Raw genomic sequence first — 20,162 nt, forward strand, 5'->3', positions numbered from 1 at the left:
CGTAGCGCGTGCGGCGCTTCTTCGAACGCGTCGGCGTGCTGACGGCTGCGCTGTTGCTGACATTGATCGCCGCCCCTCCGGCGACGGCGATCGAGCCACCGACGATTGATCCCGCGGCCGTGCCCCCGGACGAGACCGGGCCGGATCAGCCGATGGAGCAGCGCCGGGTCTGCTCGGCGCCGACGGTGTTTCCGAACGCGAACTTCGCCGACCGGCCGTGGGCGAACGACTACCTGCGGTTGTCCGAGGCGCAGAAGTTCGCGACGGGCGCGGGCGTGACGGTCGCAGTGATCGACACCGGTGTCGTCGGCTCACCGCGGGTGCCCGCCGAACCGGGTGGAGACTTCGTCGACCAGGCCGGAAACGGCATGTCGGACTGCGATGCGCACGGCACGTTGACCGCGTCGATCATCGCGGGGCGGCCCGCGCCGAACGACGGCTTCGTCGGTGTCGCGCCCGACGCCCGCATACTGTCGCTGCGACAGACCTCCGAGGCGTTCCAGACGGTGGGTACGCGCCAGGACCCCAACGACCCAAACGCCACCCAGACCGCCGGATCGCTGCGCAGCCTCGCGCGGGCGGTGGTGCACGCAGCCAATCTCGGCGCACAGGTCATCAACATCAGCGAGGCGGCCTGCTACAAGGTCACCCGCCCGATCAACGAGACCAGCCTGGGCGCCGCGATCAACTACGCGGTCAACGTCAAGGGCGCGGTCATCGTCGTCGCCGCGGGCAACACCGGCCAGGATTGCGCGCAGAACCCGCCCGCCGATCCCGCGGTTCCGACCGATCCGCGCGGCTGGAAACAGGTACAGACGATCGTCAGCCCGGCGTGGTACTCACCGCTCGTGCTGACGGTCGGCGGAATCGCGCCGAACGGACAACCGAGCACGTTCTCGATGTCGGGCCCGTGGCTCGGCGCCGCGGCGCCTGCCGAGAACCTCGTCGCGCTCGGTTACGACGGCAATCCGGTCAACGCGTTGCAGGGCCAGGACGGCCCGATTCCGATCAGCGGCACGTCGTTCGCCGCGGCCTATGTCTCCGGGCTGGCTGCGCTGCTCAAGCAGCGCTTCCCCGCGCTCACGCCGGCCCAGATCATGAACCGGATCACCGCGACGGCGCGTCACCCGGGCGGTGGCGTCGACAACTATGTGGGCGCCGGGGCCGTCGACCCCGTCGCCGCGTTGACGTGGGATGTGCCCCCGGGGCCGGAGCAGGTGCAGTACCGGGTCAAGGAGCTTCCCCCGCCGGTGTTCACCCCACCGCCGGATCGCGGGCCGATCACCGCGGTGGTCGTCGTCGGAGCCGGGCTGGCGGCCGCGCTCGGGCTCGGCGCGCTGGCCCGTCGCGCATTGAGGCGCCGATGAACAGAATTGTCGGCATGTTCGGCCTGCGCTTCACGACGGGCCACGCGATCTGGGCGGCGGCGCTGATCCCCGCGACGGTCCTGGTGTTCGCCGAGCTGAACCTGTTGTGGCTCGGGATCACGCTCGCCGTGCTGATCGGGCTGGGCTCGGTGGTGACGATTCGTGGGCTGCGGATCACCGGTTGGGTGGCGGCTGTGTTCGCGTGGCGGCGCAGGCACCGCGACGTTCCGCAGCGTCCGTCCGAACCCGGGGTGGGCGCGACCGTGATGCCGGGCGATCACGTCGCCGTGCGATGGCAGGACGAGCACCTGACGGCGGCCATCGAACTGGTGCCGCGTCCGTTCACCCCGACGGTGATCGTCAACGGCGCGGCGTTCACCGACGACGTCGTCGACACCCGGCTCGTCGAACACCTCGTGGCCGCGCACTGCCCTGACCTCGAGGCCGACGTGGTGTCGTCGGGGTATCGCGTGGGCAAAACCGCTCCAGCCACGCTGATTTCGCTGTACGAACAGGTTGTCGGCCCGTATCCGGCTCCGGCAAGCCGGCGCACCTGGATCGTGCTGCGCGCCGATCCCGAGTCCACGCGCAAGTCGTCGCAGCGCCGCGAGTCCGGGGTCGCCGGGCTGGCGCGGTACCTGGTGGCCTCGGCCACCCGAATCGCGGATCAGTTGGCCGGCAACGGAATCGATGCCCGCCCCGCGCGCAGTTTCGACGATCTCGATCGGGCCACCGAGATCAGTTTCGAGCGTGAGACGTGGTCGGCGATCAAGGGCCGCAGCACGTTCACCGCGGCCTACACCGCGCCGGGTGGACCGGACGTGTGGTGGTCGGCACGCGCCGACCATACGATCACCCGGGTCCGCATCCGGCCCGGTGAGGCACCACGCTCGACGGTGCTGCTGACCACTTTGGCCAATCCCGCTACACCGCGCGGCTTTTCGTGCCTGTTCGGCGGGCAGCGGGCGGCTCTGCACGGCATCAGCCCGGTCGGCGACCGCCACTACGAGCTGCCGATCGGGTCGGCGGGGGTGCTGGTCGGCGAGACCGCCGACCGCTACCCCGTCTACATACCGTTCGACGACGTCGACGTGAGCATCAACCTCGGCGACTCCCGACTGTTCACCCAGTTCATCGTGCGGTCGGCGGCGGCAGGCGCCGTGGTCACTCTGACGCCGCAGTTCAACGAGTTCGCCGGATACGTCAACGCCAGGATCGGAGACGAGGCCAAGGTGGCGTGGCCGCATGCGACGACGTACCTGGGCCCGCACCCGGGCCTCGGCCGGGTGACGTTGCGCAACAACCACATCGAGACGCCCCGTCATCGCCAACTGCCGATAAGGCTGATCAATCCGCGCGAGGAAAGCCGCTACCAGATGGTCCTCGAGGGCTGAGCCGACATGCGGGCGCAGGGGTAACGATGGGCGAGATCCAGCGGGTCGAACCGGCGGAGCTCACCAAGCAGTCCGCAGAGATGCACGGGACGCAGTGGCACAGCCCCGTCGCCGAAGCGGTGGTGCCGCCGGATGCGTTGCCGTCCTCGGCGGCCGCGGTCGCCAACCTGAACGCGAACGCGCAGTCGCTGCTGGAGTTTCAGCGGTGGGCCGAGACGGAGAACCAACGCGTCGCCGAAATGCTGCAGATCGCCGCCGACGCCTACACCGAGGTCGACGAAACCTGCGGGCGAGCCATCGAGAACCCCAACCGACGGGCAGCGGTCGATGCGATCGCGGTGCCCGCCCCGGCGACGCCACCGCCCGCGCTTCCCCATCCGGTCGGCACTCCGCAGCCACTCGATGCGGCCGGCTACAGCGACGTGCACGAGACGCAGGCCGACCTGGTCGCCGGGGACAACGGCGCATCGCTGAAAATGGCCATGCTGCAATGGGGTTTGGCCAGTAACCGGGCCAGGGACGCCGCGCCGCGCCCGCCCACCGGCGATTGGGAGGGACGGGCCGCCGACGCCGCGTACGCCAGGATGGCCGAGTTCAGCGGCTGGCTGGAACAACTCGCCGAGGGGTGGCACGACCTCGCGGAGGCGGCGGCGAAAATCATTGCGGCACATGACGCCGCAAAGGCCGAGCATGCGGGCATCCACACTGAGTACGCGGCATTGGAGACGCAGTTGCGTGAGCTCGCGGCCCGGGCGACCGTGGGTAACTCGGTCGCGACTTCCAACGATATGGCGAAGATCCAGAGGCGGATGCAGGAGCTGCAGCAGCAGTCCGACGACGTGCGCCAGGACTATGCGAGCGGGGCGACCTTCTCACCCGTGCGGCCCGCGATGCCGTCCGGCCCGGACGCCGACAGCGCTGCCGTCGTCGGTGGCCCCGGCGGCACCGAGTCGCAACCCGGCGGCGGTCGCGCGGGTGTGCCGTTGTACGGCCCGCAGCCGTCCGGGATAGCGGACAGGACCGTTGGTGCGGGGCGTTCGGGTGGTGCTCGGGCCGGAGGTCGCGCTCCGGCCGGCGGTGGTGCGCCCACGGGCGGTGGCGCGCCCTCGGGCGGTGCTGCGCCGGCTGGCGGTAGTGCGCCGGCTGGGGCTTCGACGTCAGGCCCGAAGTCGACCGAACCGCACGTGCGCCCCGCCGCTGTCGGCGGTGCCGCGGCAGGCGGTGGCAGGGGCGGTGGTGCCGCAGGCGGCGGTGGCATGCCTGCGACGCCGATGTCGGCGCCGGTCACCGCGGAGACGGTCGCTCCCGCGCCGACCGTGCCTGCCGCGGCGGGTGCCGCACCGGGATCCTCGACGGAGGGGCGCGCGGGTACGACCATGGCCGGGGGTATGGCCCCGATGGCGCACGGTGCGGGCGCCCAGCATGGCAAGGAGAAGCGGCGCGATCCCCGAGTCGCGCCCGACGAGGACCTCTACACCGAGGACCGGCCGTGGACCGAGGCGGTCGTCGGCATTCGCAGGCGCAGGGCGGTCGCCGACGGCGAGAGCCGAGACGACACGTGAGCGACGAGATGCACCCCGACGTCGCCGCCGTGTTGCGGCAGGCGCAGCAGTTGCAGTCCCTGATGGACGACCAGCTGGACCGGATGAATTCTCAAACCTTCACCGGCACCGACGAATCCGAGACTGTACAGGTGACGTTGGACGGTCACCACCAGCTGACGGGCGTGGCCATCGAGGACGGCCTGCTGAGTCTGGGCGTCGAGGAGGTCCAGAAGCGGCTCAACGAGGCGCTGGACTCCGCGACGGCCGCGGCCACCGCGTCGCTGGAGGCCGACCGGGACCGGATCGACGCCGCCGTCGCCGACATCACCGACGGGAACCACTAGCGCACACCCTCTTTCGCGTACACCACGCGTAACACATGGGCCACCTCTGGCCCCATCACCGTGTCGGCGAGTTCACAGAAGGTGCCCACGAACTCCGGCCCGTGCGGCGGCGCCGCCTCACACAGGTGGTGTGCGATCTCGTGCAGCACCACCAATTCGCGCAATGCCCAACGGGTCCGGACTTCCGGCACCGCGATGACGGCGCCGTCGTCGTCGAGTTCGTAGTGAGCGGCGCTGGCTCCCCGCCTGGGCCGCACGCCGAGCGGAGCCCCCCGTGGCCACCGTCGCCGCACGGCGGGCAGCGCCAGCACCTCGTCGACATACCGCTGCACCGACTCCACCGATGCGAACCGCGCCTCGGTCGGCAGCGTCAACGTCGTCCCGAAGAAGTCGATGACGCGGTTGCCGTGCTCGGCTGCCCGGTCGAACAACGTCCGGACGAACTCCTCGGCGGCGTACACCTTCGCCCGCTGGCTGTCGCGCGGCGTCACGTCTCCCCGGAGGCGCGGCGCCCGTTCCCCGGCAGCGCCGAACGCGCATTCGCCAGTTCCGGGCTGGGCCCGAGCCTGGCCTTGCGGCCCGCGCGGTCACCCGCACGGCGGGCGGCCGAGGAGTAGCCGGCCGTCGCGCTGGTCGCCCGCCACGTCCCACGCGCCTCCGAGGTCTCGCGGTAGAAGTCGCGCAGTTCGAGATCCTTGTCCCGCAACGCAATCGCGGTGCCCGGCTGGCTGTTGCGGCTGTTCGTGGCCTCCCGGCGTGCCTCCTCCCGCGCCTCGACCAGTCGTTGACCGATGCGGGCGCCGAACGCCAACTGGAAGTTGATCCGCGCGGTGATGGTGGGCGTGGGGCGGTGAGCACCCGACTCGATATAGGCCTGCGACGCCCTGACCATCTGCATGACCAAACTCGCGTACAGCGCATGGCTGGCGTCGATGTCCTCGGGAAACCCGTAGGCGTAGACGAATGTCGAATTCGACGCGATATCGCATTTCACGTCGTTGGCGTGTGCGATCACCGTGAACAACTGCACATACGTCCGCAGCCCTCGAGTGCCGGCGTTGCCGATCGTGATCGTGCGCTGCACCGGCATCTGCGCCTTCGTGCGCTGATCGGAGTGCGACCGCGCCACGGCCAGGTCGATGGAGGTGGCCGTCGCCAAGCGCTGCGCAGCGGCCATGAACGCGTCCGCCTCGTGCGGATTGTCGGTGCCCTCGGCCTGCCGCAGCAGGGCGGCGATACGGGCCAGCATCTTGTCGTCACTCATGCGCGATCCACTTCGTCCTCTCCCACCTCATGGCGCCAGATTAGGGCTGCTCGGCGACAAAGCGGTCCAGCGCTTCGACAACTTGTGGAGAGAGCGGATCTTGGGAGGCGTAATTGGCGACGTTGTCGCTCGGGTCGTCGCGCAGCACGTGGTTGACGCCCTTGAGCTCCACGACCGTCAGCGCGGTATGCCCAAGCGCGTCGGCGAGGGGCCTGATCGAGTCGCACGACGCCTGCGCGTCGGAGTCCGAACAGGTCAGCAGCACCGGCGTGCCCGCGGACACTTTGGCCGCCAGCGTCAGCGGGTCGATCTTGTCGGCTTCGACGACCGCGTTGACATTGCCCGGGTTCAGCATCGCGCCCAGGCCCTCGGGCAGGTTCGCAGGCACCGTCGCCGTGGTCCGGACCTGCTCGACAGCAGCCAACCACGCGGACAGCGCCTCGGGAGTGGCGTTGGCGCGCACCCGGTTGGTGATGATGTCGAGGTAGCGACCCGGCAGGGGCTGAAAGAGACCGAGCGCGTGGATCTTTGGCGCCCCGGCGTCGGTGTCGCCGGCCAGCGTCATCGCGTGGATGGTGCCTTCGCCCACCGCGTAGACCGAGATGCGGGAGTCGTCGGTCCGCGGCTGATCGGCCAGGTAGCGCACCGCGGCCTTCGCGCCCGTGGTGTAGACCGCACTGACCACCTCGGTGGGCCGCTGCGCGTACGGGCCGAGGCCGGTCTGGCCGGTGCCGACCTTGTCGTAGCGCAGGCTGGCCACGTCGCGATCCGACAACAGTCCGGCGAGTTGGCGCATGTTGCCGACCGGCCCGGCGACCTGGTTGTCGCCGTTGCGGTCGGTGGCGCCGCTCTCGGAGATCAGCAGCGCGGCGGGCTCCACCGCGTCGCCGGTCTCGTGCCGGTATGTGCCGTGGATGGTCAGCTCGTCGGCGGTGAAGCTGACGTCCTCGTCGACCCACTGGACATCGCCCTCGGACGAACATCCCGACAGCACGACGATCAGTGAAAGCGCCCCGGCGACAACCGCTTTCAAAGCTTGGCCTCGATCCACGAGGTAACGTCGTCGAGCACGAGTTCACGCTCGGGCTCGTTGAACACCTCGTGGTAGAGCTCCGGATAGACCTTCAGGTGAGCGTCGGTCGATGCGACACACGACAGCAGGTGGCGGCTGCCCGCGACGGGGATCAACTTGTCCTGCTCGCCGTGCACCACCAGCAGCGGCGCGGTGAGCGCGGACGCCCGCTGCGGCATCGTCTCGCCGACCTTGATCAGCGCCTTGGCCACCCCGGCGGGAAGCTTGCCGTGGTGCACCATCGGGTCGGCCATGTACGCGGCCACCACGTCGGGGTCCCGCGACACCGCTTCGGTGGGCAGTTGCTCAACGGGCAGGCCCGGCAGGATGCTGCCGAGGACCTTGGCGACCGTGATCATGACCGGAGACACCGCGTCCTGGGCGTAGACCGCGGGCCCCGACAGCACCATCGCGGTGTAGTCGTCGGGGTGCTCGACGCCGTAGGTGAAGACGACGCCGCCGCCCATGCTGTGGCCGAGAACGATGCGCGGCAGCCGCGGGTGCTCGTCGGCGGCGATCGTCACCAGGGTTCCGAAGTCGCCGGTGTACTCGCCGATGTGACGCAGATAAACCCGTTTGCCGCCGGAGCGCCCGTGGCCGCGTAGGTCCAGCGCATAGGTGAGCAGGCCGGCCTCGCCGAACCGCTGCGCGACGTGGTCGTACCGGCGGGCGTGCTCGGCGTATCCGTGGCACAGCACGACCACGCCGCGCGGATCGCGCTCGGGAGTCCAGACGTCGTAGACGATGCGCACACCGCCGATACCGTCGAAGCTGCGTTCGCTGCGGGTCGTGGCCACGCAGCGAGACTATCCGTTGTCGGACCCACTGATTAAGCTCGGCGGAGTGACGGTCCTGGCCCACGATCTCGACGACAGCAGCGCTGAGGATGCCTTCCTGGCCGATGCCCAGCGGTATCGCCGTGAACTGCTCGCGCACTGCTACCGGATGACCGGTTCCCTGCACGACGCCGAGGATCTGGTGCAGGAAACCTATCTGCGGGCGTGGAAGTCGTACAAAGGCTTCGAGGGCAAATCGTCGGTGCGCACGTGGCTGTACCGGATCGCCACCAACACCTGCCTGACGGCGCTGGAGAGCAGGCAGCGCAGGCCGCTGCCGACGGGCCTCGGGGCCCCGAGTTCCGATCCGCTCGACGACATCGTCGCCCGCGAGGAAGTGCCGTGGCTCGAGCCGCTGCCCGATCAGGCGGATGACCCGGCCGACCCGTCAGTCATCGTGGGCTCACGCGAATCGGTGCGGCTGGCGTTCGTCGCGGCACTTCAGCACCTCTCACCGCGGCAACGCGCCGTACTGGTGATGCGCGACGTGCTGCAGTGGAAGGCGTCCGAGGTCGCCGACGCGGTCGGCGCGTCGACGGCAGCGGTGAACAGCCTGCTGCAGCGTGCGCGTGCGCAGCTGGATGCCGTCGGCCCGAGCGAGGACGACGAGCTGCGCCCGCCGGAGTCCCCGGAGGCCCAGGACCTGCTGACGCGCTATATCGCCGCGTTCGAGAGCTACGACATCGACAAGCTCGTCGAGTTGTTCACCGCGGATGCCGTGTGGGAAATGCCGCCGTTCGACGGCTGGTACCAGGGCCCGGAGAACATCGTGCAATTGTCGAAGACCCACTGCCCCGCCGAGGGGCCCGGGGATATGCGGTTCATCCGGACCACGGCCAACGGTCAGCCGGCCGCGGCGTTGTACATGCTCAACCGGGAGACCGGCGTTCACGAGGCCTTTCAACTCCATGTGCTCGACGTGACGGCCGGCGGCATCGCGCATGTCGTGGCGTTCCACGCCTCGACCTTTGCCCCGTTCGGGCTCGCCGATACCGCCTGACCTACGGCTTGCGGCCCAGCGCGTACTCGTCGATGCTCAGGCCCGCCCTTTCCGCTTCGGCGCGCTCATAGGCGATGTCGTGCCGGTAGCCGAGCACGACGCTGGTGATCAACGCGATCGAGATGACGCCCTCAGCGATGAAGAACGCCGCAAAGTCGATGAGCGAGCCGATCGGCGGGCCGCCGGGCACGGCGTTGCGAAGAGGAATCAGTGCGAACAGGATCGCAGCCATCATCGAGCAGGCCGGCAGGACAAGACCTCTGCGCCACCGCAGCGCGTAGTAGGACGCCGTGACGGCCGCCGCGGCCAACCCGAGCATGAGCAGCATCACGAACACGGCGAACACCAGCGTCGGGGCGCTGCGGTGCAGGTAGAGATCCGCGTCGACGCTGTCGCCTTCGACATCCGGGTCGGGCCCCAGCGCGACCCGGAAGAACGAGTCGTTGTTGAACACGGTGAGCGTGGTGGGCAGCGCGGTGCCGTCGTCGGCCGCGATGTTGAGCCCGAGGAAGGCGGTGTAGCGATCGAAGGGGTAGTCGGTCGGGATCCCGACCATCCCGAATTTCTGCTCGATGACGGGCACCGTCTCTCCGCTCGGCAGGTTCACCGAGGGATTTGTGAAGGAATTGCTCAGCAGCTTGGTGTCCAGGTTGAGATGGCCGCTTTCATCGGCGTACTTCCCGTTGGCCTCGATGTCGGTGATCGTCGCCGCCACCGTCGTCGTCTCGGTGTCGACCCGGTTCACCCACACGGTGAGGTCGATCCGGTCGGGCTTGTCGAAGTCGCCGAGTTGCAGACCGTCCTCAGCCCAGTGCCTGCTGGATGCATACAGCGCGAGGTTGCCCGCCATCAGCAGCACAAGTGCCACAGCGAAGACGGCAAGCGCCCGCACAGCGCGCCATCGCGGCGAAGGTGTGCTCATCGCGGGCAGCGTATTACGAGGGGGGCGCGCAAAAGCGGCTCGACGCGCAGGTGGCTGGCCGACAGCGGTGCCTGCGACGGCCCGAAGCCCCTATCTACGCAGTTCAAGGCGGACTTGACACCTGTTCTGCAACGTGTTCTATAGTCAGCGGCCATGAAGACCAAGGGCGCGCTGCTGTGGGAGCTCAACTCACCGTTCCGCATCGACGAGATAGAGATCGGTGACCCCGTCGCCGACGAGGTACAGATCCGAATGCACGCCGCGGGCATGTGCCATTCGGACTACCACCTGACCACCGGCGCCACCCCGATCGGGCTGCCTGCGCTCGGCGGACACGAGGGCGCCGGCGTGATCACGAAGGTCGGCAGGAACGTCACCGGCCTCGAGGAGGGCGACCACGTCATCCTCGCGTTCATCCCGGCGTGCGGGCAATGCGCACCATGCCTCAAGGGTTATCGCTCGCTGTGCGACCGCGGCGCGGTACTGCTCGGCGGCAAGGCGATCGCCGACGGCACCTCCCGCGTGCATGCCGGTAGCACCGAGGTCTCGCCGATGAACCTGCTCGGCACGTTCGCGCCGCACATGACGGTGCACAAGGACTCCGTCGTCAAGATCGACAAAGACATTCCGTTCGAGTCGGCGGCCCTGCTGGGCTGCGCGGTCCCGACGGGCTTCGGGTCGGCCACCAACGTGGCCGAGGTGAACCCGGGCGAGACCGTCGTGATCGTCGGCGTCGGCGGTATCGGCATGAGCGCACTGCAGGGAGCGGTCATCGCCGGGGCCCGCCACGTCGTCGCGATCGACCCGAACGAGTGGAAGCGCGAACAGGCGATCAAGTTCGGCGCCACCCACGTCTACCCGTCGATGGCCGAGGCGATCGCACCCGTCATCGACCTCACCCACGGCGTGATGGCCGACAAGACGATCATCGCCGTCGGCGATATGAAGGGCGAGTACATCGAAGAGGCGCTGACGCTGACCACCAAGACCGGCACCTGCGTCGTGACGGGCATGGGCTCGATGATGGACGTCGACGTCAAGCTCAACCTGTTCTTGTTCACGATGTTGCAGAAGACGTTGAAGGGCAACATTTTCGGCGGCGGCAGTTCGCACATCGAGACCCCGAAACTGGTCGGCCTGTACAAGGCGGGCTTGCTGAACATCGACGACATGGTCACCAGGACCTACCGCCTCGAGGACATCAATTCCGGCTATGCGGACATGCTCGACGGCAAGAACATCCGCGGCGTCGTCACCTACGACGAGGCGGACTGGTAGCCAGCCGGTCCAGCACCGCGTCCAAAACCTCGTCGAACGCCTGAAGCTGTTGTGGTGTCAACCCCTCGAACACCGTGCTGCGCACGAGTTCTGCGTGCCCGGGAGCAGCCCTCTGCAGCGCTTCGAGCCCACCGTCGGTGATCGAGACGCTGGCGCCCCGCCGGTCGTCGTCGCTGCCGTGCCGCTCGAGCAGTGCGCGCCCGCGCATCCGCCGCAGCTGGTGTGACAACCTGCTCTGCTCCCACCCGAGCGTCTCGGCCAGGTCGTTGATGCGCTGCGGACCGCGCTCGTTCAGCGCCACGAGGACCTCGTAGTCCGCCAGCGACAACTCGCAGTCACGTTGTAGTTGCCGGTGCATGGCCGTCTGCAGACGGCTCGTGACCGTCAGGAACTTCCGCCAGACCTCTTGTTCGTGCCTCGTCAGCCACACGGAATACATGACACATCATCTATGTTGTCGCGTCCAGTAGCCCCATTTAGGCTGGGCGCCGAGCGAGAGGTAAGCCATGACCGCCCCCACCGTCGACATCCGCCGGGCAGACGATCGCGCGAAGACCGCGATCTCCTGGCTGGACTCCAAGCACTCGTTCTCCTTCGGCAGCCACTACGAGCCGGACAACACCCATCACGGCCTGCTGCTCGTCAACAACGACGACATCGTCAAACCGGGTACGGGGTTCGACACCCATCCGCACCGGGACATGGAGATCGTCACCTGGGTGCTGCGCGGATCGCTGGTGCACCAGGACTCCACCGGCCACTCCGGCGTGATCTATCCCGGCCTGGCGCAACGGATGTCGGCCGGCCGCGGCATCTTGCACTCGGAAAAGAACGACTCGTGGACGCTGACGGGCGCCGAATCCCGCTGGGGGCACCTCCCGCCCGAAGGGCAGGGGGACGAGCCGGTGCATTTCGTCCAGATGTGGGTGGTCCCCGACGAGTCCGGAATCGACCCCGGCTACCAGCAGCTCGAAATCGATGACGAACTGCTGCGCGGCGGTCTGATCACGATCGCCAGCGGTATGCCCGCACACCGGGACCAGACCGCGATCTTCATCCGCAACAAGTACGCCGCCCTACACGGAGCGCGCATGCAGCCCGGTGACAGCGTCGAGTTGCCGCACGCCCCGTATCTCCACCTGTTCGTGCCCCGCGGCGAGGTCACGCTCGAGGGCGCGGGCCCCTTGGGTGAGGGCGACGCCGTTCGTTTCACGGGTGCGGGTGGCCAGCGCGTCACCGCCACGACGTCGGCCGAAATTCTGGTCTGGGAGATGCATGCGAGTTTGGCTGCGGCATAACGCGATCGCCTGCATCGCAGGTGTGATGCTGGCGACGGGCTGCTCGTCGGATTCCGGGAGCGCGCCTGCGCCGGACCCGTCCACGAGCGAACCCTCGACCACCGCGGAAGCGACCTCGGACCTGTCCGAGGTGACCGTCGCCGTCGACCCGGCCCTGGCGCAGGCGCCGTTCGACGAGCCGCGTCAGGCGCTCGTTCCCGCCGGTTGGTCGATGTCGGTGTGGGCGCGCATCCCGAAGGCGAGGCTGGCCGCGTGGGCACCCGACGGTGCGCTCCTCGTGTCGCAGCCGAGCACGGGCGAGGTGTTGCGCCTGCAGCCCAGCGATGCGCAACCCCGCCAGTCGACCCTGCTGTCAGGACTTGACCAGCCGCACGGGCTGGCGTTCGAAGGCGACACGCTCTACGTCGCCGAAAGCGACCAGGTCGACGCCTACGCCTACGCCAACGGCGCGGCCACCGTTCGGCGCACCGTCGCGGGGGATCTGCCCGACGCGGGAAGTCCGGACCTGCGCGGCGCGTATGCCCACGCCCTCAAATCCGTCGCGATCGGCTCTGATGGCAGCGTCTACTTCTCGATCGGTTCGACGGGCAACATCACTGCCGCCGATCGCGACGCCGATCCGCCGCGCGCCACGATCATGCGGGTCCCGCCGGGAGGTGGCCCCGCCGAGCCGTTCGCGACCGGGGTCCGCAACGGGACCGGCCTGGCGATCGCGCCGGACGGAGCGGTGTGGACCGCCGTCAACAACCGCGACAACGTCGCCGACCCGCGCACCGGCGAGGTCCGCCAGGACTACGTCAGCCTGCATCCGCCGGAATCGGTGGCGCGACTGACGCCCGGCCGCGAACTGGGCTGGCCCTTCTGCAATCCCGAGGGTGGCCCGGCGCGGCTGCCGTTGATCCGCGACGTGCAGACCAACGCCGACGGCAGCCGCCTCGACTGTGCGGCCCTGCCGCCGATCGAACAGAGCCTCGGCGCGCATGCCGCCCCGCTCGGGATGAGCTTCACCGACGGCGCGTTACCTGCTCCGTACTCGAGCGGTGCGCTCGTCGGCGTGCACGGGTCGTGGAACCGGGAGCCGCCGTATGCCCCCGAGGTGGCGTTCTTCGGCTGGCGCAACGGAGAACTCGCCGACAAGCAGACGCTGGTCGGCGGGTTCCAGTCCGAAGACGGCTCACGGTGGGGCCGCCCGGTCGCCGCGGTCGTCGGGCCCGACGGCGCCGTCTACATCACCGATGACTACGCCGACGCGGTTTACCGGTTGGCCCCGCCGGAGCGTTAGCGCGTTCTCGGCGCTCCCGTGCCCCGCCGTCCGGTGATCGCTACGTAGATGCCGATGAGGATGATGGCCACTACCAGCCCGATGACGAATGGGATCGGGGAGAACATCTTGTCCCCGGTGCCGAACATCTCATTCGAAATCCACGAGCCGAGCAGGGCTCCCACTGCACCGAGCAGCACGGTGATGAGAACACCGACGTTCTGCTTACCGGGCAGAATCAGGCGCGCCAGTGCGCCGAGGATTGCGCCGACGACGAGCGCAACAATGATCGTCCACATATGTGACTCCTTCAGTTGGCGGCACTATGTGCCGCTAAGCACACAGTGCCCGTCTTGAGCGGTTCGTAACCCCTTGATTCGGCCTCCCACTCGTCTCCTGGTGCGTGGTCGCACACAATGATTTGACTCCTGCGGGACCTCAAGCGGCGCCGGAGCATCGAATCGCGACCTCCCAGCAACTCAACTGTGATGTAACTGCGACATATGTTGACAGTGGGATTGTTGTGAATAATGTGGCATTCGTTCCGCAGTCAACGCCAAAGGAGCCTCACGTGTCGGCGCGAACAGCAAACATCAAACGCTTCGCGGCCTCGGCTGCGGCGCTGTTGCTGTGCGCGGTGCTGTCGACGGCCCCTGCCGCCAATGCCGCCGGCGCACGCGAGAAACTCGCCAACGCGATCGCCAACACCCGCGGGTCCTATCTCGTCTACAACTTCGGCGGTGGCCATCCCGCCCCGATGCTCAACGCGGGCGGCGGCTGGTACGAGACCACCAGCGGCGGGCGTCTGATGATCATCAAGGCGGCCTCCACCCGGCTTGCGCCGCGGCTGCTGGTCGACTCGCACCGGGGTTATCAAGCGCGTTGCGAGCGCGATCCCCGCGCCCGCACCGGGGAGGGGCTGTTGCAGGCGTCGGAGATCTTCACTCCGCTGCAGGCCTGGCAGGCGCTCGGACAGCCGACGATCGCGATCAACGCCAACTTCTTCGACGTGCGCGGTCAGCGAGGCGGTTCGTGGAAGTCGACTGGATGCAGTTCACCGCTGGGCGCCTATGTCGACAACACCCGTGGCCAGGGTAAGGCGAACGTGGCGGTGACCGGCACCGTCGCCTATGCGGGTAAGCAGGGGTTGTCCGGCGGCAACGAGCACTGGAAAGCGTTGTCCACCATGATTCTCCCGGTGGGCGGAGCGCCGTACGTGGTGCCGCCTGCCAGCCCCGACGACTACGACGCGGCGTCACCGGTGGTGCAACGGCTGGTCGACGAGGGCGTGCGGTTCGTGGCGGTCGCAGGCATCGGCCTGCTCGCCCCCGGGGACACCGGGCAGCTCAACGACGGTGGGCCGAGCGCGGCGCGCACCGCGCTGGCATACGCCAAGGACAAGGACGAGATGTACGTCTTCCAGGGCGGCAGCTACACCCCGGACCAGATCCAGGATCTGTTCCGCGGGTTGGGCAGTGACACCGCCATTCTGCTCGACGGCGGCGGTTCGTCGTCGATCGTGCTGCGTCGCGACACCGGCGGCATGTGGACCGGTGCGGGTGTGCCCCGCGGATCCTGTGACACACGGCAGGTGCTCTGCGATTCGCGCGAACGCGGATTGCCGAGCTGGCTCGCATTCAACTAGGCGGCGGCGCTGTCGGAGCCTTCGCCGGATGTGCCGCCGGCGGTATCGCCGGTGCTGGTGGCCGAGGAGTCGTTGTCCGGCTTGGCATGTCGCGGTGACGATCCCGGTATCGCGCTGACCGGTTCGCCGTTGTCCGGCTTGGCGTGCTTCGGGCCGGACTTGGCTCCCGTGTTCGGGCTGAACTTGTTGCCCGGCTTGTAGCCCTTCTTCGACGAGACGGTGTCACCGTCCTTGTCGGTGCCGGTCTTGGCTTCCCCGGTCTTCGGGTCGCCGGTCTTCGTGTCGCCGGTCTTCGTTTCGCCGGTGTTGGTGTCGCCGGTCTTCGTTTCGCCGGTGTTGGTGTCACCGGTGTTGGTGTCACCGGTCTTGGTGTCACCGGTCTTGGTCTGGGTGACCTCGGTCTCGCGCACCGGAGCTTCGTCGGCCTTCACGTCCCCGGTCGCGGTCTCTTCGGTGACAATCGTCTGCCCGTCGGGCGTCTGCGCGACGGTTTCGCCCTCGAGTTTGTCTGCGACGACTTCGTCGCCGGCCTTGTCCGTAACGACTTCGTCGATGACGTGGGAGCCGATCTCGTCGGTGGGCTCCTCACCCGGTTCGCCCGTCACGAGGGTGAGCATCCGCGCACCGGATTCGGGCAGGTCCGTCGGCGAGGGAAGTTCGCTCTCCTCCTGCGTGGCGCCCGGGAGGATGCCTTCGGTAGCCTGTTCCAAGGCCTCATCGACGATGCCGGTCAGCACACTGGTCGGCGTTGTGCCCCACAGGGATCCGCCGGTGAGGAACCGGAGCAGACTGGTCAGGACGTTCGGTGTGCCTGCGGTCGGGTTGCCGCTGAAGAACTCCTTGAAGATGCCCTGGACCAACTGGTTGAGGATGACGCCCGGCGCCTGGGCCCAGTCGACGTTCGGAAAGGACATGAACGGCGTCGGGTCGCCGGCCTCGTCCAGTGTCCGCTCGTAACCGCCCGTCTGCGGGTTGTAGTAGACGTCGGTGTAGCCGAGGTTCACCAGGCTGGTCAACGCCGGGGCAAGCGCGTTGGCCACCATGCTGAACGGGTTGTAGCGCGCGACGCCTCCGAGCGTGACAAGGTTGAGCACGTCTGCGGCCAGATACAGTGGCTCGAGCAGAGGCAGGGTCGCCGAGCGCAGCGTGAGATAGAGGTTGACCGCGAGCGGGTCGCCGTTCGCGATGCGCTGCGCAAGATCGTCGAGCTGCAGCAGCTGCTGGGGGTCGAGCGTGACGCCGCGAAGCATGTAGGTGGGGAGCAGCCCCGCAAAGAGGTTGTTGGCCAACGAGAACGGGTTCGGCCATGCGGCGAAGTCGCTCAGCAGGTCGTACTGGACCGTCGCGTCGAGCTTGATCGGGATCAGGTTCGCGCCGCCGACGGAAAGGCCGGTGCCGGGCACCGGGAGGCCCCCGCTGTAGGAGGCTTCGGTCTCCGGCGTGACCGTCTTGATGCCCGCAAGCCCGAAGAGGGGATAGAAGCGGGCGAACATTCCGCCGTTGGCCCGTCCGGGATTACGCAGCAGGATCATCGGGAGGATGGTGATGCTGCCCAGGAGCGGATGCTCGTCGGCGTTCTCCCCGCCCGGTTGATTCACCAGATCGGCAACGATTCGCTCGTATGCCGCGCCGGCGGAGAAGGCACCGAGCCCCATGCTCAGAACCACCGGGACCCGGACCTCGACGGCGTCGATGTCGGGGATGGGAATGTTGAGCAGGTCCAGCACCGGGTTCAAGATCTCGAGCTCGCGAAGCACTGACTCGAGGCTGACTTCAGCGTCGAGGTACGGGGTCTTGTTGACCTCCTCGGCGATGGCGCGCGGCAAGCCGGGCACCCAGCCCAGGTCGACTCCCAACAGCTTGAGCAGGGTGAATACCGGGCCCGCAGTTATCACGTTGACCGGGCCGGGGAGGTTGGAGAGGTTGAACGGATCGCTGAGGTCGAGGCCGAGCAGTCCGAGCAGACCACCGAGGGTTTCGGGTAGTGAGCCAGCCAATAGGTTGCTGATCTGCTGCTCTACGTCGGGGGCGAGTACCCCGAGGGGATCGATCAGCGCACCGACGACACCGGGTACATCGACCGGGATCGCGCCGACCACATCTTCGAGCAAACCTGGTGGAATCTCACCCAGGACCCCGCCGAGCAGGTTGTTGAGCACCGACTCCGGGTCCGCGCCGGCCGCCTGCGCCAGCACGGCCAGGTTGAAATTCTCGACCACCAGTCGGATCAGCACCTCGGCGGCGACCTGGCCGAGGTCGTAGACCGCCGAGCCGAGGCCGAATGTCAGGTCGGGGATCTCGTCGGGCCCGGGCCACTGATTCACCGCCGCGGCCAGGCTGACGTCGGTATCTACCACAGCCTTCGCATCGTCGCTGGGCTCCGGAAGGGGTGCCGCACCGATGGTGAGCGCCGTCGCTGTCGCAGTTACCGCGCCGATCGCCGCGATTTTGTTGGAGCTCCGGCTGCGTTTGCCATGCCTGCCGCGTCTGCCAGCCACTGATCCGGTCCTTTCGAACGAAACAGCAATTTACGTGACCGTAACAGGCAGACTCTCACGAGAGCACAGTTTGAGCAAATTTCTTTGCACGGTAAATAAGTTAACTTATCGAACCCGACGCATAGCCAGCGGAATCGTTTCGATCACCCGACGAGGACGCTGCGCGCCGCCGCCGATGTTTGCCGTACATAACCGCCACCGAACAGGACGACGTGGGCTAACAGCGGATAGAGCTGATGCAGACCGACCCGGCCGCGCCAGCCCGCCCGCAACGTCCGCGCGGATTGGTAGCCGTCGATCACCTCGTCGAAGTAGGGGCAGCCGAACAGTGCAAGCATGGCCAGATCGGTCTCGCGGTGGCCGCCGTGGGCGGCCGGGTCGATCAGCACCACTTCACCCGGTGTCCACATAACGTTGCCACTCCACAGGTCGCCGTGCAGGCGGGCGGGTGGGTCGTCGTCGTCGAAATCGCCTTCTTCGCACTTCACCATCGCCGTGTCGATGGCAGCGCGGCACTCCGCGTCCAGTCGATCGGCCGCTGCGCGCGCCATCGGGGCCAATCTCTCGCGCGCGTAGAAGGCGCCCCAGCGCTCGTGTCCCCTCAACGACATGGGCAGCGGATCGTGGAGCGGCCCGAAGAACCCGGGCCCTTCCCATCCGTCGGGCGGGGCTCCGAACGCCCCGGCTCCGGCGTCGTGCGTACGAGCGAGTCGGCACCCGAACTCGCGCGCGGCGGATCGGCTGGGTCCAACGCTTCGCAGCCGTTCCAGGGTGAGGCTGCGGTCGTCGTAATCGAGCACGGCCGCGCACGGAACCCCTCCGTCGGCCGCCGAAAGCCACTGCAGCCCAGCGGCTTCACAGGCGAAGAAGCCTGGGGGTGCGGAGGCGTTGCGCTTGACGAACTCGCCCATCGGTCAGGGTTGGCCGGACACCCGGCGCAACACGGCGTCGCGCACGCGGGTCGGCAACTTCGGCACCACGGCAACCTGCAGTTTGGGCCCCACCCCGACCACATAACGAGCTCGTGGTCTGCGCGCGGTGAGCGCCTCCTCGACCACGGCGGAGACTTTCGCGGTCGGGACAGCCATTCGTTGCGCGACGGGCACCATCTTCTTCATCCCCGCGATGTGTTCGGCGTACAGCGCGCGGTGCTCCGGGGAAAGGGCGGCCTCGGCTTCGACCACCATGGTGTCGGCGGTACGCCACATGTCGGTGTCGGTCTGCGCCGGCTCGACGACGACAACCGGTATCTGCCAGGGCCGCAACTCCATACGCAACGCATCGGCCGCGGCCTCGAGCGCGAACTTGCTCGCGGCATACGCTCCGAGCAACGGCATCGACATCCGACCGTTGACGCTGGAGATGAACACGATCCGGCCGCGGGCTGCCCGCATCCGCGGCAGTATCGCCCTGGTGACGGCGAGCTGGCCGATCACATTGATCTCCAACTGCTTTCGCCATTCATCCGATGTCACCGTCTCCATGGGCCCGGTGACGACCACACCGGCGTTGTTGACCACCGCGTCCAGTCGCGGAGGCAGGACGTCGGCCAACGCGGCGATGTGGCCGGCGTCGGTGACGTCGAGGAGTACCGCCGAGATACGGTCCGGATCCAGCCCGGTGACCGCCTCGGCATCCTGCTCCGTGCGGACACCGGCAATCACCTGCCATCCACGCGCGGCCAGGTGCACGGCGATCGCCCGGCCAATTCCCCGTGACGCATCGGTGACGAGTACCGAAGGCATACGGCAAGACTAGCCTCGGCCGCGCCTGTCCCCGACCCAGAACAAGACTCCGGACAGCGCCACCATTGCCGCGGCGATGCCGATGATCGGCGCGACGGTGAAACGGCTCATCGTCGCCCCCACGACCGCCCCACCGCACATCGTCAGAACCACGCTGTAGCGCAACTTCTCCCGCTCACCGGTGCCACCGGCCAACCGGCTGTCGAAGCCGATCCGCACGATCGTCGTCGTCAACACCGTGGTCGACAACTCCTGGATGCCGAACTGCTGGGCGCTGGAGTTCTGGACGCCGAACGCCACAGCCAGGCCGGCGATGAGCAGCAGTTTGGTGTTGTCCTGATAGTCGAGCACGCCGGTCCCGGCAAGCACCGACAGGGCCGCGAGCAACACGACCTCGAACGTCAGCGTGATCGCCAGCCACCGGCGGACATCGGTGCCGATGTGGCGGGTGAACCGGCCACTGACCACCGCACCCGCGACGAAGCCGGCGAACGCGACGAGCGCGGCGGTCACGTCCACCCCGGAGTTCGGCACCAGCCAGAAACCCAGGAAGATCACGTTCCCGGTCATGTTCGCCACGAACACGTGACCGAGCTTCAGCACGCTGACCGCATCGACCAAGCCGGTCGCGAACGTCAACAACAGCAGGCAGGTGATCGTCAACCGTTGCGAGACAGGCGATTCGACCGCCATG

Annotated in this window: 20 protein-coding genes; 9 read left to right on the forward strand and 11 right to left on the reverse strand. The window is 68.0% G+C overall.

The features are described from left to right. Positions 1–35 precede the first annotated feature (35 nt). Genes mycP through A5752_RS00240 form a run of 4 tightly spaced genes read left to right on the forward strand, consistent with a single transcriptional unit; the run spans position 36 to position 4,649 of the window. Positions 36–1,367: a type VII secretion-associated serine protease mycosin gene (mycP, locus tag A5752_RS00225; RefSeq protein WP_418767586.1), complete on the forward strand. Its 1,332-nt coding sequence runs from the start codon at positions 36–38 to the stop codon at positions 1,365–1,367. Beyond that, complete coding sequence (gene eccE, locus A5752_RS00230; protein WP_067080236.1) at positions 1,364–2,761, forward strand: type VII secretion protein EccE; 1,398 nt, start codon at positions 1,364–1,366, stop codon at positions 2,759–2,761. Before mycP ends, eccE begins: the two co-directional genes overlap by 4 nt. A 26-nt stretch (positions 2,762–2,787) precedes the next feature. Beyond that, positions 2,788–4,323, forward strand: coding sequence for a PPE domain-containing protein (locus tag A5752_RS28130; protein ID WP_067080242.1), 1,536 nt, complete (start codon positions 2,788–2,790; stop codon positions 4,321–4,323). Then, complete coding sequence (locus A5752_RS00240; RefSeq protein ID WP_156613480.1) at positions 4,320–4,649, forward strand: YbaB/EbfC family nucleoid-associated protein; 330 nt, start codon at positions 4,320–4,322, stop codon at positions 4,647–4,649. The genes A5752_RS28130 and A5752_RS00240 overlap by 4 nt, the downstream gene beginning before the upstream one ends. On the opposite strand, the gene A5752_RS00245 is transcribed toward A5752_RS00240, so the two are convergent. From A5752_RS00245 to A5752_RS00260, 4 genes are read right to left on the reverse strand one after another with little or no spacing between them, the layout of a single operon-like run. Continuing rightward, entirely contained in the window at positions 4,646–5,140 is a 495-nt protein-coding gene (locus tag A5752_RS00245) for a TIGR04338 family metallohydrolase (RefSeq protein ID WP_067080246.1), read from the reverse strand. The two genes, A5752_RS00240 and A5752_RS00245, sit on opposite strands and share 4 nt — an antisense overlap. Then, positions 5,137–5,913, reverse strand: coding sequence for a DUF2786 domain-containing protein (locus A5752_RS00250; protein ID WP_067080249.1), 777 nt, complete (start codon positions 5,911–5,913; stop codon positions 5,137–5,139). The genes A5752_RS00245 and A5752_RS00250 overlap by 4 nt, the downstream gene beginning before the upstream one ends. A gap of 40 nt (positions 5,914–5,953) precedes the next feature. Further along, on the reverse strand, positions 5,954–6,916 hold the full coding sequence (locus tag A5752_RS00255; protein ID WP_502686592.1) for an alpha/beta hydrolase family protein: 963 nt from the start codon (positions 6,914–6,916) through the stop codon (positions 5,954–5,956). A 26-nt stretch (positions 6,917–6,942) separates the two neighbouring features. Next, complete coding sequence (locus tag A5752_RS00260; protein WP_067080258.1) at positions 6,943–7,782, reverse strand: alpha/beta hydrolase; 840 nt, start codon at positions 7,780–7,782, stop codon at positions 6,943–6,945. A 16-nt stretch (positions 7,783–7,798) separates the two neighbouring features. Here A5752_RS00260 and A5752_RS00265 point away from each other — a divergent pair, with 16 nt between their 5' ends. Further along, complete coding sequence (locus tag A5752_RS00265; protein ID WP_067080262.1) at positions 7,799–8,821, forward strand: sigma-70 family RNA polymerase sigma factor; 1,023 nt, start codon at positions 7,799–7,801, stop codon at positions 8,819–8,821. Between the two features lies 1 nt (position 8,822). On the opposite strand, the gene A5752_RS00270 is transcribed toward A5752_RS00265, so the two are convergent. Then, positions 8,823–9,743: a DUF8686 domain-containing protein gene (locus A5752_RS00270; RefSeq protein WP_082950806.1), complete on the reverse strand. Its 921-nt coding sequence runs from the start codon at positions 9,741–9,743 to the stop codon at positions 8,823–8,825. Positions 9,744–9,896: 153 nt separating this feature from the next. Between A5752_RS00270 and A5752_RS00275 the strand changes: the two genes are divergently transcribed. Continuing rightward, the gene (locus tag A5752_RS00275; protein WP_067080267.1) at positions 9,897–11,021 is read left to right on the forward strand and encodes an NDMA-dependent alcohol dehydrogenase; all 1,125 of its coding nucleotides are present in this window, start codon (positions 9,897–9,899) and stop codon (positions 11,019–11,021) included. Here the strand turns inward: A5752_RS00275 and A5752_RS00280 are convergent. Continuing rightward, positions 10,996–11,460, reverse strand: coding sequence for a MarR family winged helix-turn-helix transcriptional regulator (locus A5752_RS00280; RefSeq protein WP_067080270.1), 465 nt, complete (start codon positions 11,458–11,460; stop codon positions 10,996–10,998). The two genes, A5752_RS00275 and A5752_RS00280, sit on opposite strands and share 26 nt — an antisense overlap. Before the next feature lie 67 nt (positions 11,461–11,527). On the opposite strand from A5752_RS00280, the gene A5752_RS00285 reads away from it, so the two are divergent. Beyond that, positions 11,528–12,319 carry a pirin family protein gene (locus A5752_RS00285; RefSeq protein ID WP_067080273.1) on the forward strand — a complete coding sequence of 264 codons (792 nt, stop codon included), beginning with the start codon at positions 11,528–11,530 and terminating at the stop codon, positions 12,317–12,319. Further along, positions 12,297–13,601 (forward strand): PQQ-dependent sugar dehydrogenase, encoded by a 1,305-nt coding sequence (locus A5752_RS00290; protein WP_067080275.1) that lies wholly within the window; start codon positions 12,297–12,299, stop codon positions 13,599–13,601. Before A5752_RS00285 ends, A5752_RS00290 begins: the two co-directional genes overlap by 23 nt. On the opposite strand, the gene A5752_RS00295 is transcribed toward A5752_RS00290, so the two are convergent. Then, positions 13,598–13,879, reverse strand: coding sequence for a GlsB/YeaQ/YmgE family stress response membrane protein (locus A5752_RS00295; RefSeq protein WP_066841950.1), 282 nt, complete (start codon positions 13,877–13,879; stop codon positions 13,598–13,600). The genes A5752_RS00290 and A5752_RS00295 overlap by 4 nt on opposite strands. A 272-nt stretch (positions 13,880–14,151) precedes the next feature. Here A5752_RS00295 and A5752_RS00300 point away from each other — a divergent pair, with 272 nt between their 5' ends. Further along, positions 14,152–15,225, forward strand: a complete 1,074-nt coding sequence (locus A5752_RS00300) for a phosphodiester glycosidase family protein (protein WP_067080279.1) — start codon at positions 14,152–14,154, stop codon at positions 15,223–15,225. Here A5752_RS00300 and A5752_RS27640 read toward each other — a convergent pair. The 4 genes from A5752_RS27640 to A5752_RS00320 form a co-directional block, all read right to left on the reverse strand. After that, on the reverse strand, positions 15,222–17,723 hold the full coding sequence (locus A5752_RS27640) for a hypothetical protein (protein WP_067080281.1): 2,502 nt from the start codon (positions 17,721–17,723) through the stop codon (positions 15,222–15,224). The two genes, A5752_RS00300 and A5752_RS27640, sit on opposite strands and share 4 nt — an antisense overlap. Before the next feature lie 143 nt (positions 17,724–17,866). After that, positions 17,867–18,634 (reverse strand): fructosamine kinase family protein, encoded by a 768-nt coding sequence (locus A5752_RS00310; RefSeq protein WP_067080284.1) that lies wholly within the window; start codon positions 18,632–18,634, stop codon positions 17,867–17,869. Positions 18,635–18,637: 3 nt separating this feature from the next. Further along, positions 18,638–19,468 carry an SDR family NAD(P)-dependent oxidoreductase gene (locus A5752_RS00315; protein WP_067080288.1) on the reverse strand — a complete coding sequence of 277 codons (831 nt, stop codon included), beginning with the start codon at positions 19,466–19,468 and terminating at the stop codon, positions 18,638–18,640. A 9-nt stretch (positions 19,469–19,477) separates the two neighbouring features. Further along, positions 19,478–20,161 (reverse strand): YoaK family protein, encoded by a 684-nt coding sequence (locus A5752_RS00320; RefSeq protein ID WP_067080293.1) that lies wholly within the window; start codon positions 20,159–20,161, stop codon positions 19,478–19,480. Position 20,162: the final 1 nt, after the last annotated feature.

This window comes from Mycobacterium sp. 852002-51961_SCH5331710 (genome assembly GCF_001665535.1).
Taxonomy (GTDB): domain Bacteria; phylum Actinomycetota; class Actinomycetes; order Mycobacteriales; family Mycobacteriaceae; genus Mycobacterium.

Excerpts from the sequence above, each read along its gene's own strand:
- A5752_RS00315 (WP_067080288.1), bottom strand. The coding sequence starts at position 19,468 with ATGCCTTCGGTACTCGTCACCGATGCGTCACGGGGAATTGGCCGGGCG.
- A5752_RS00270 (WP_082950806.1), bottom strand. The coding sequence starts at position 9,743 with ATGAGCACACCTTCGCCGCGATGGCGCGCTGTGCGGGCGCTTGCCGTC.
- A5752_RS00290 (WP_067080275.1), top strand. The coding sequence starts at position 12,297 with ATGCGAGTTTGGCTGCGGCATAACGCGATCGCCTGCATCGCAGGTGTG.
- A5752_RS00275 (WP_067080267.1), top strand. The coding sequence starts at position 9,897 with ATGAAGACCAAGGGCGCGCTGCTGTGGGAGCTCAACTCACCGTTCCGC.
- A5752_RS28130 (WP_067080242.1), top strand. The coding sequence starts at position 2,788 with ATGGGCGAGATCCAGCGGGTCGAACCGGCGGAGCTCACCAAGCAGTCC.
- A5752_RS00280 (WP_067080270.1), bottom strand. The coding sequence starts at position 11,460 with ATGTATTCCGTGTGGCTGACGAGGCACGAACAAGAGGTCTGGCGGAAG.
- A5752_RS00295 (WP_066841950.1), bottom strand. The coding sequence starts at position 13,879 with ATGTGGACGATCATTGTTGCGCTCGTCGTCGGCGCAATCCTCGGCGCA.
- A5752_RS00320 (WP_067080293.1), bottom strand. The coding sequence starts at position 20,161 with ATGGCGGTCGAATCGCCTGTCTCGCAACGGTTGACGATCACCTGCCTG.
- eccE (WP_067080236.1), top strand. The coding sequence starts at position 1,364 with ATGAACAGAATTGTCGGCATGTTCGGCCTGCGCTTCACGACGGGCCAC.
- A5752_RS00310 (WP_067080284.1), bottom strand. The coding sequence starts at position 18,634 with ATGGGCGAGTTCGTCAAGCGCAACGCCTCCGCACCCCCAGGCTTCTTC.
- A5752_RS00250 (WP_067080249.1), bottom strand. The coding sequence starts at position 5,913 with ATGAGTGACGACAAGATGCTGGCCCGTATCGCCGCCCTGCTGCGGCAG.
- A5752_RS00285 (WP_067080273.1), top strand. The coding sequence starts at position 11,528 with ATGACCGCCCCCACCGTCGACATCCGCCGGGCAGACGATCGCGCGAAG.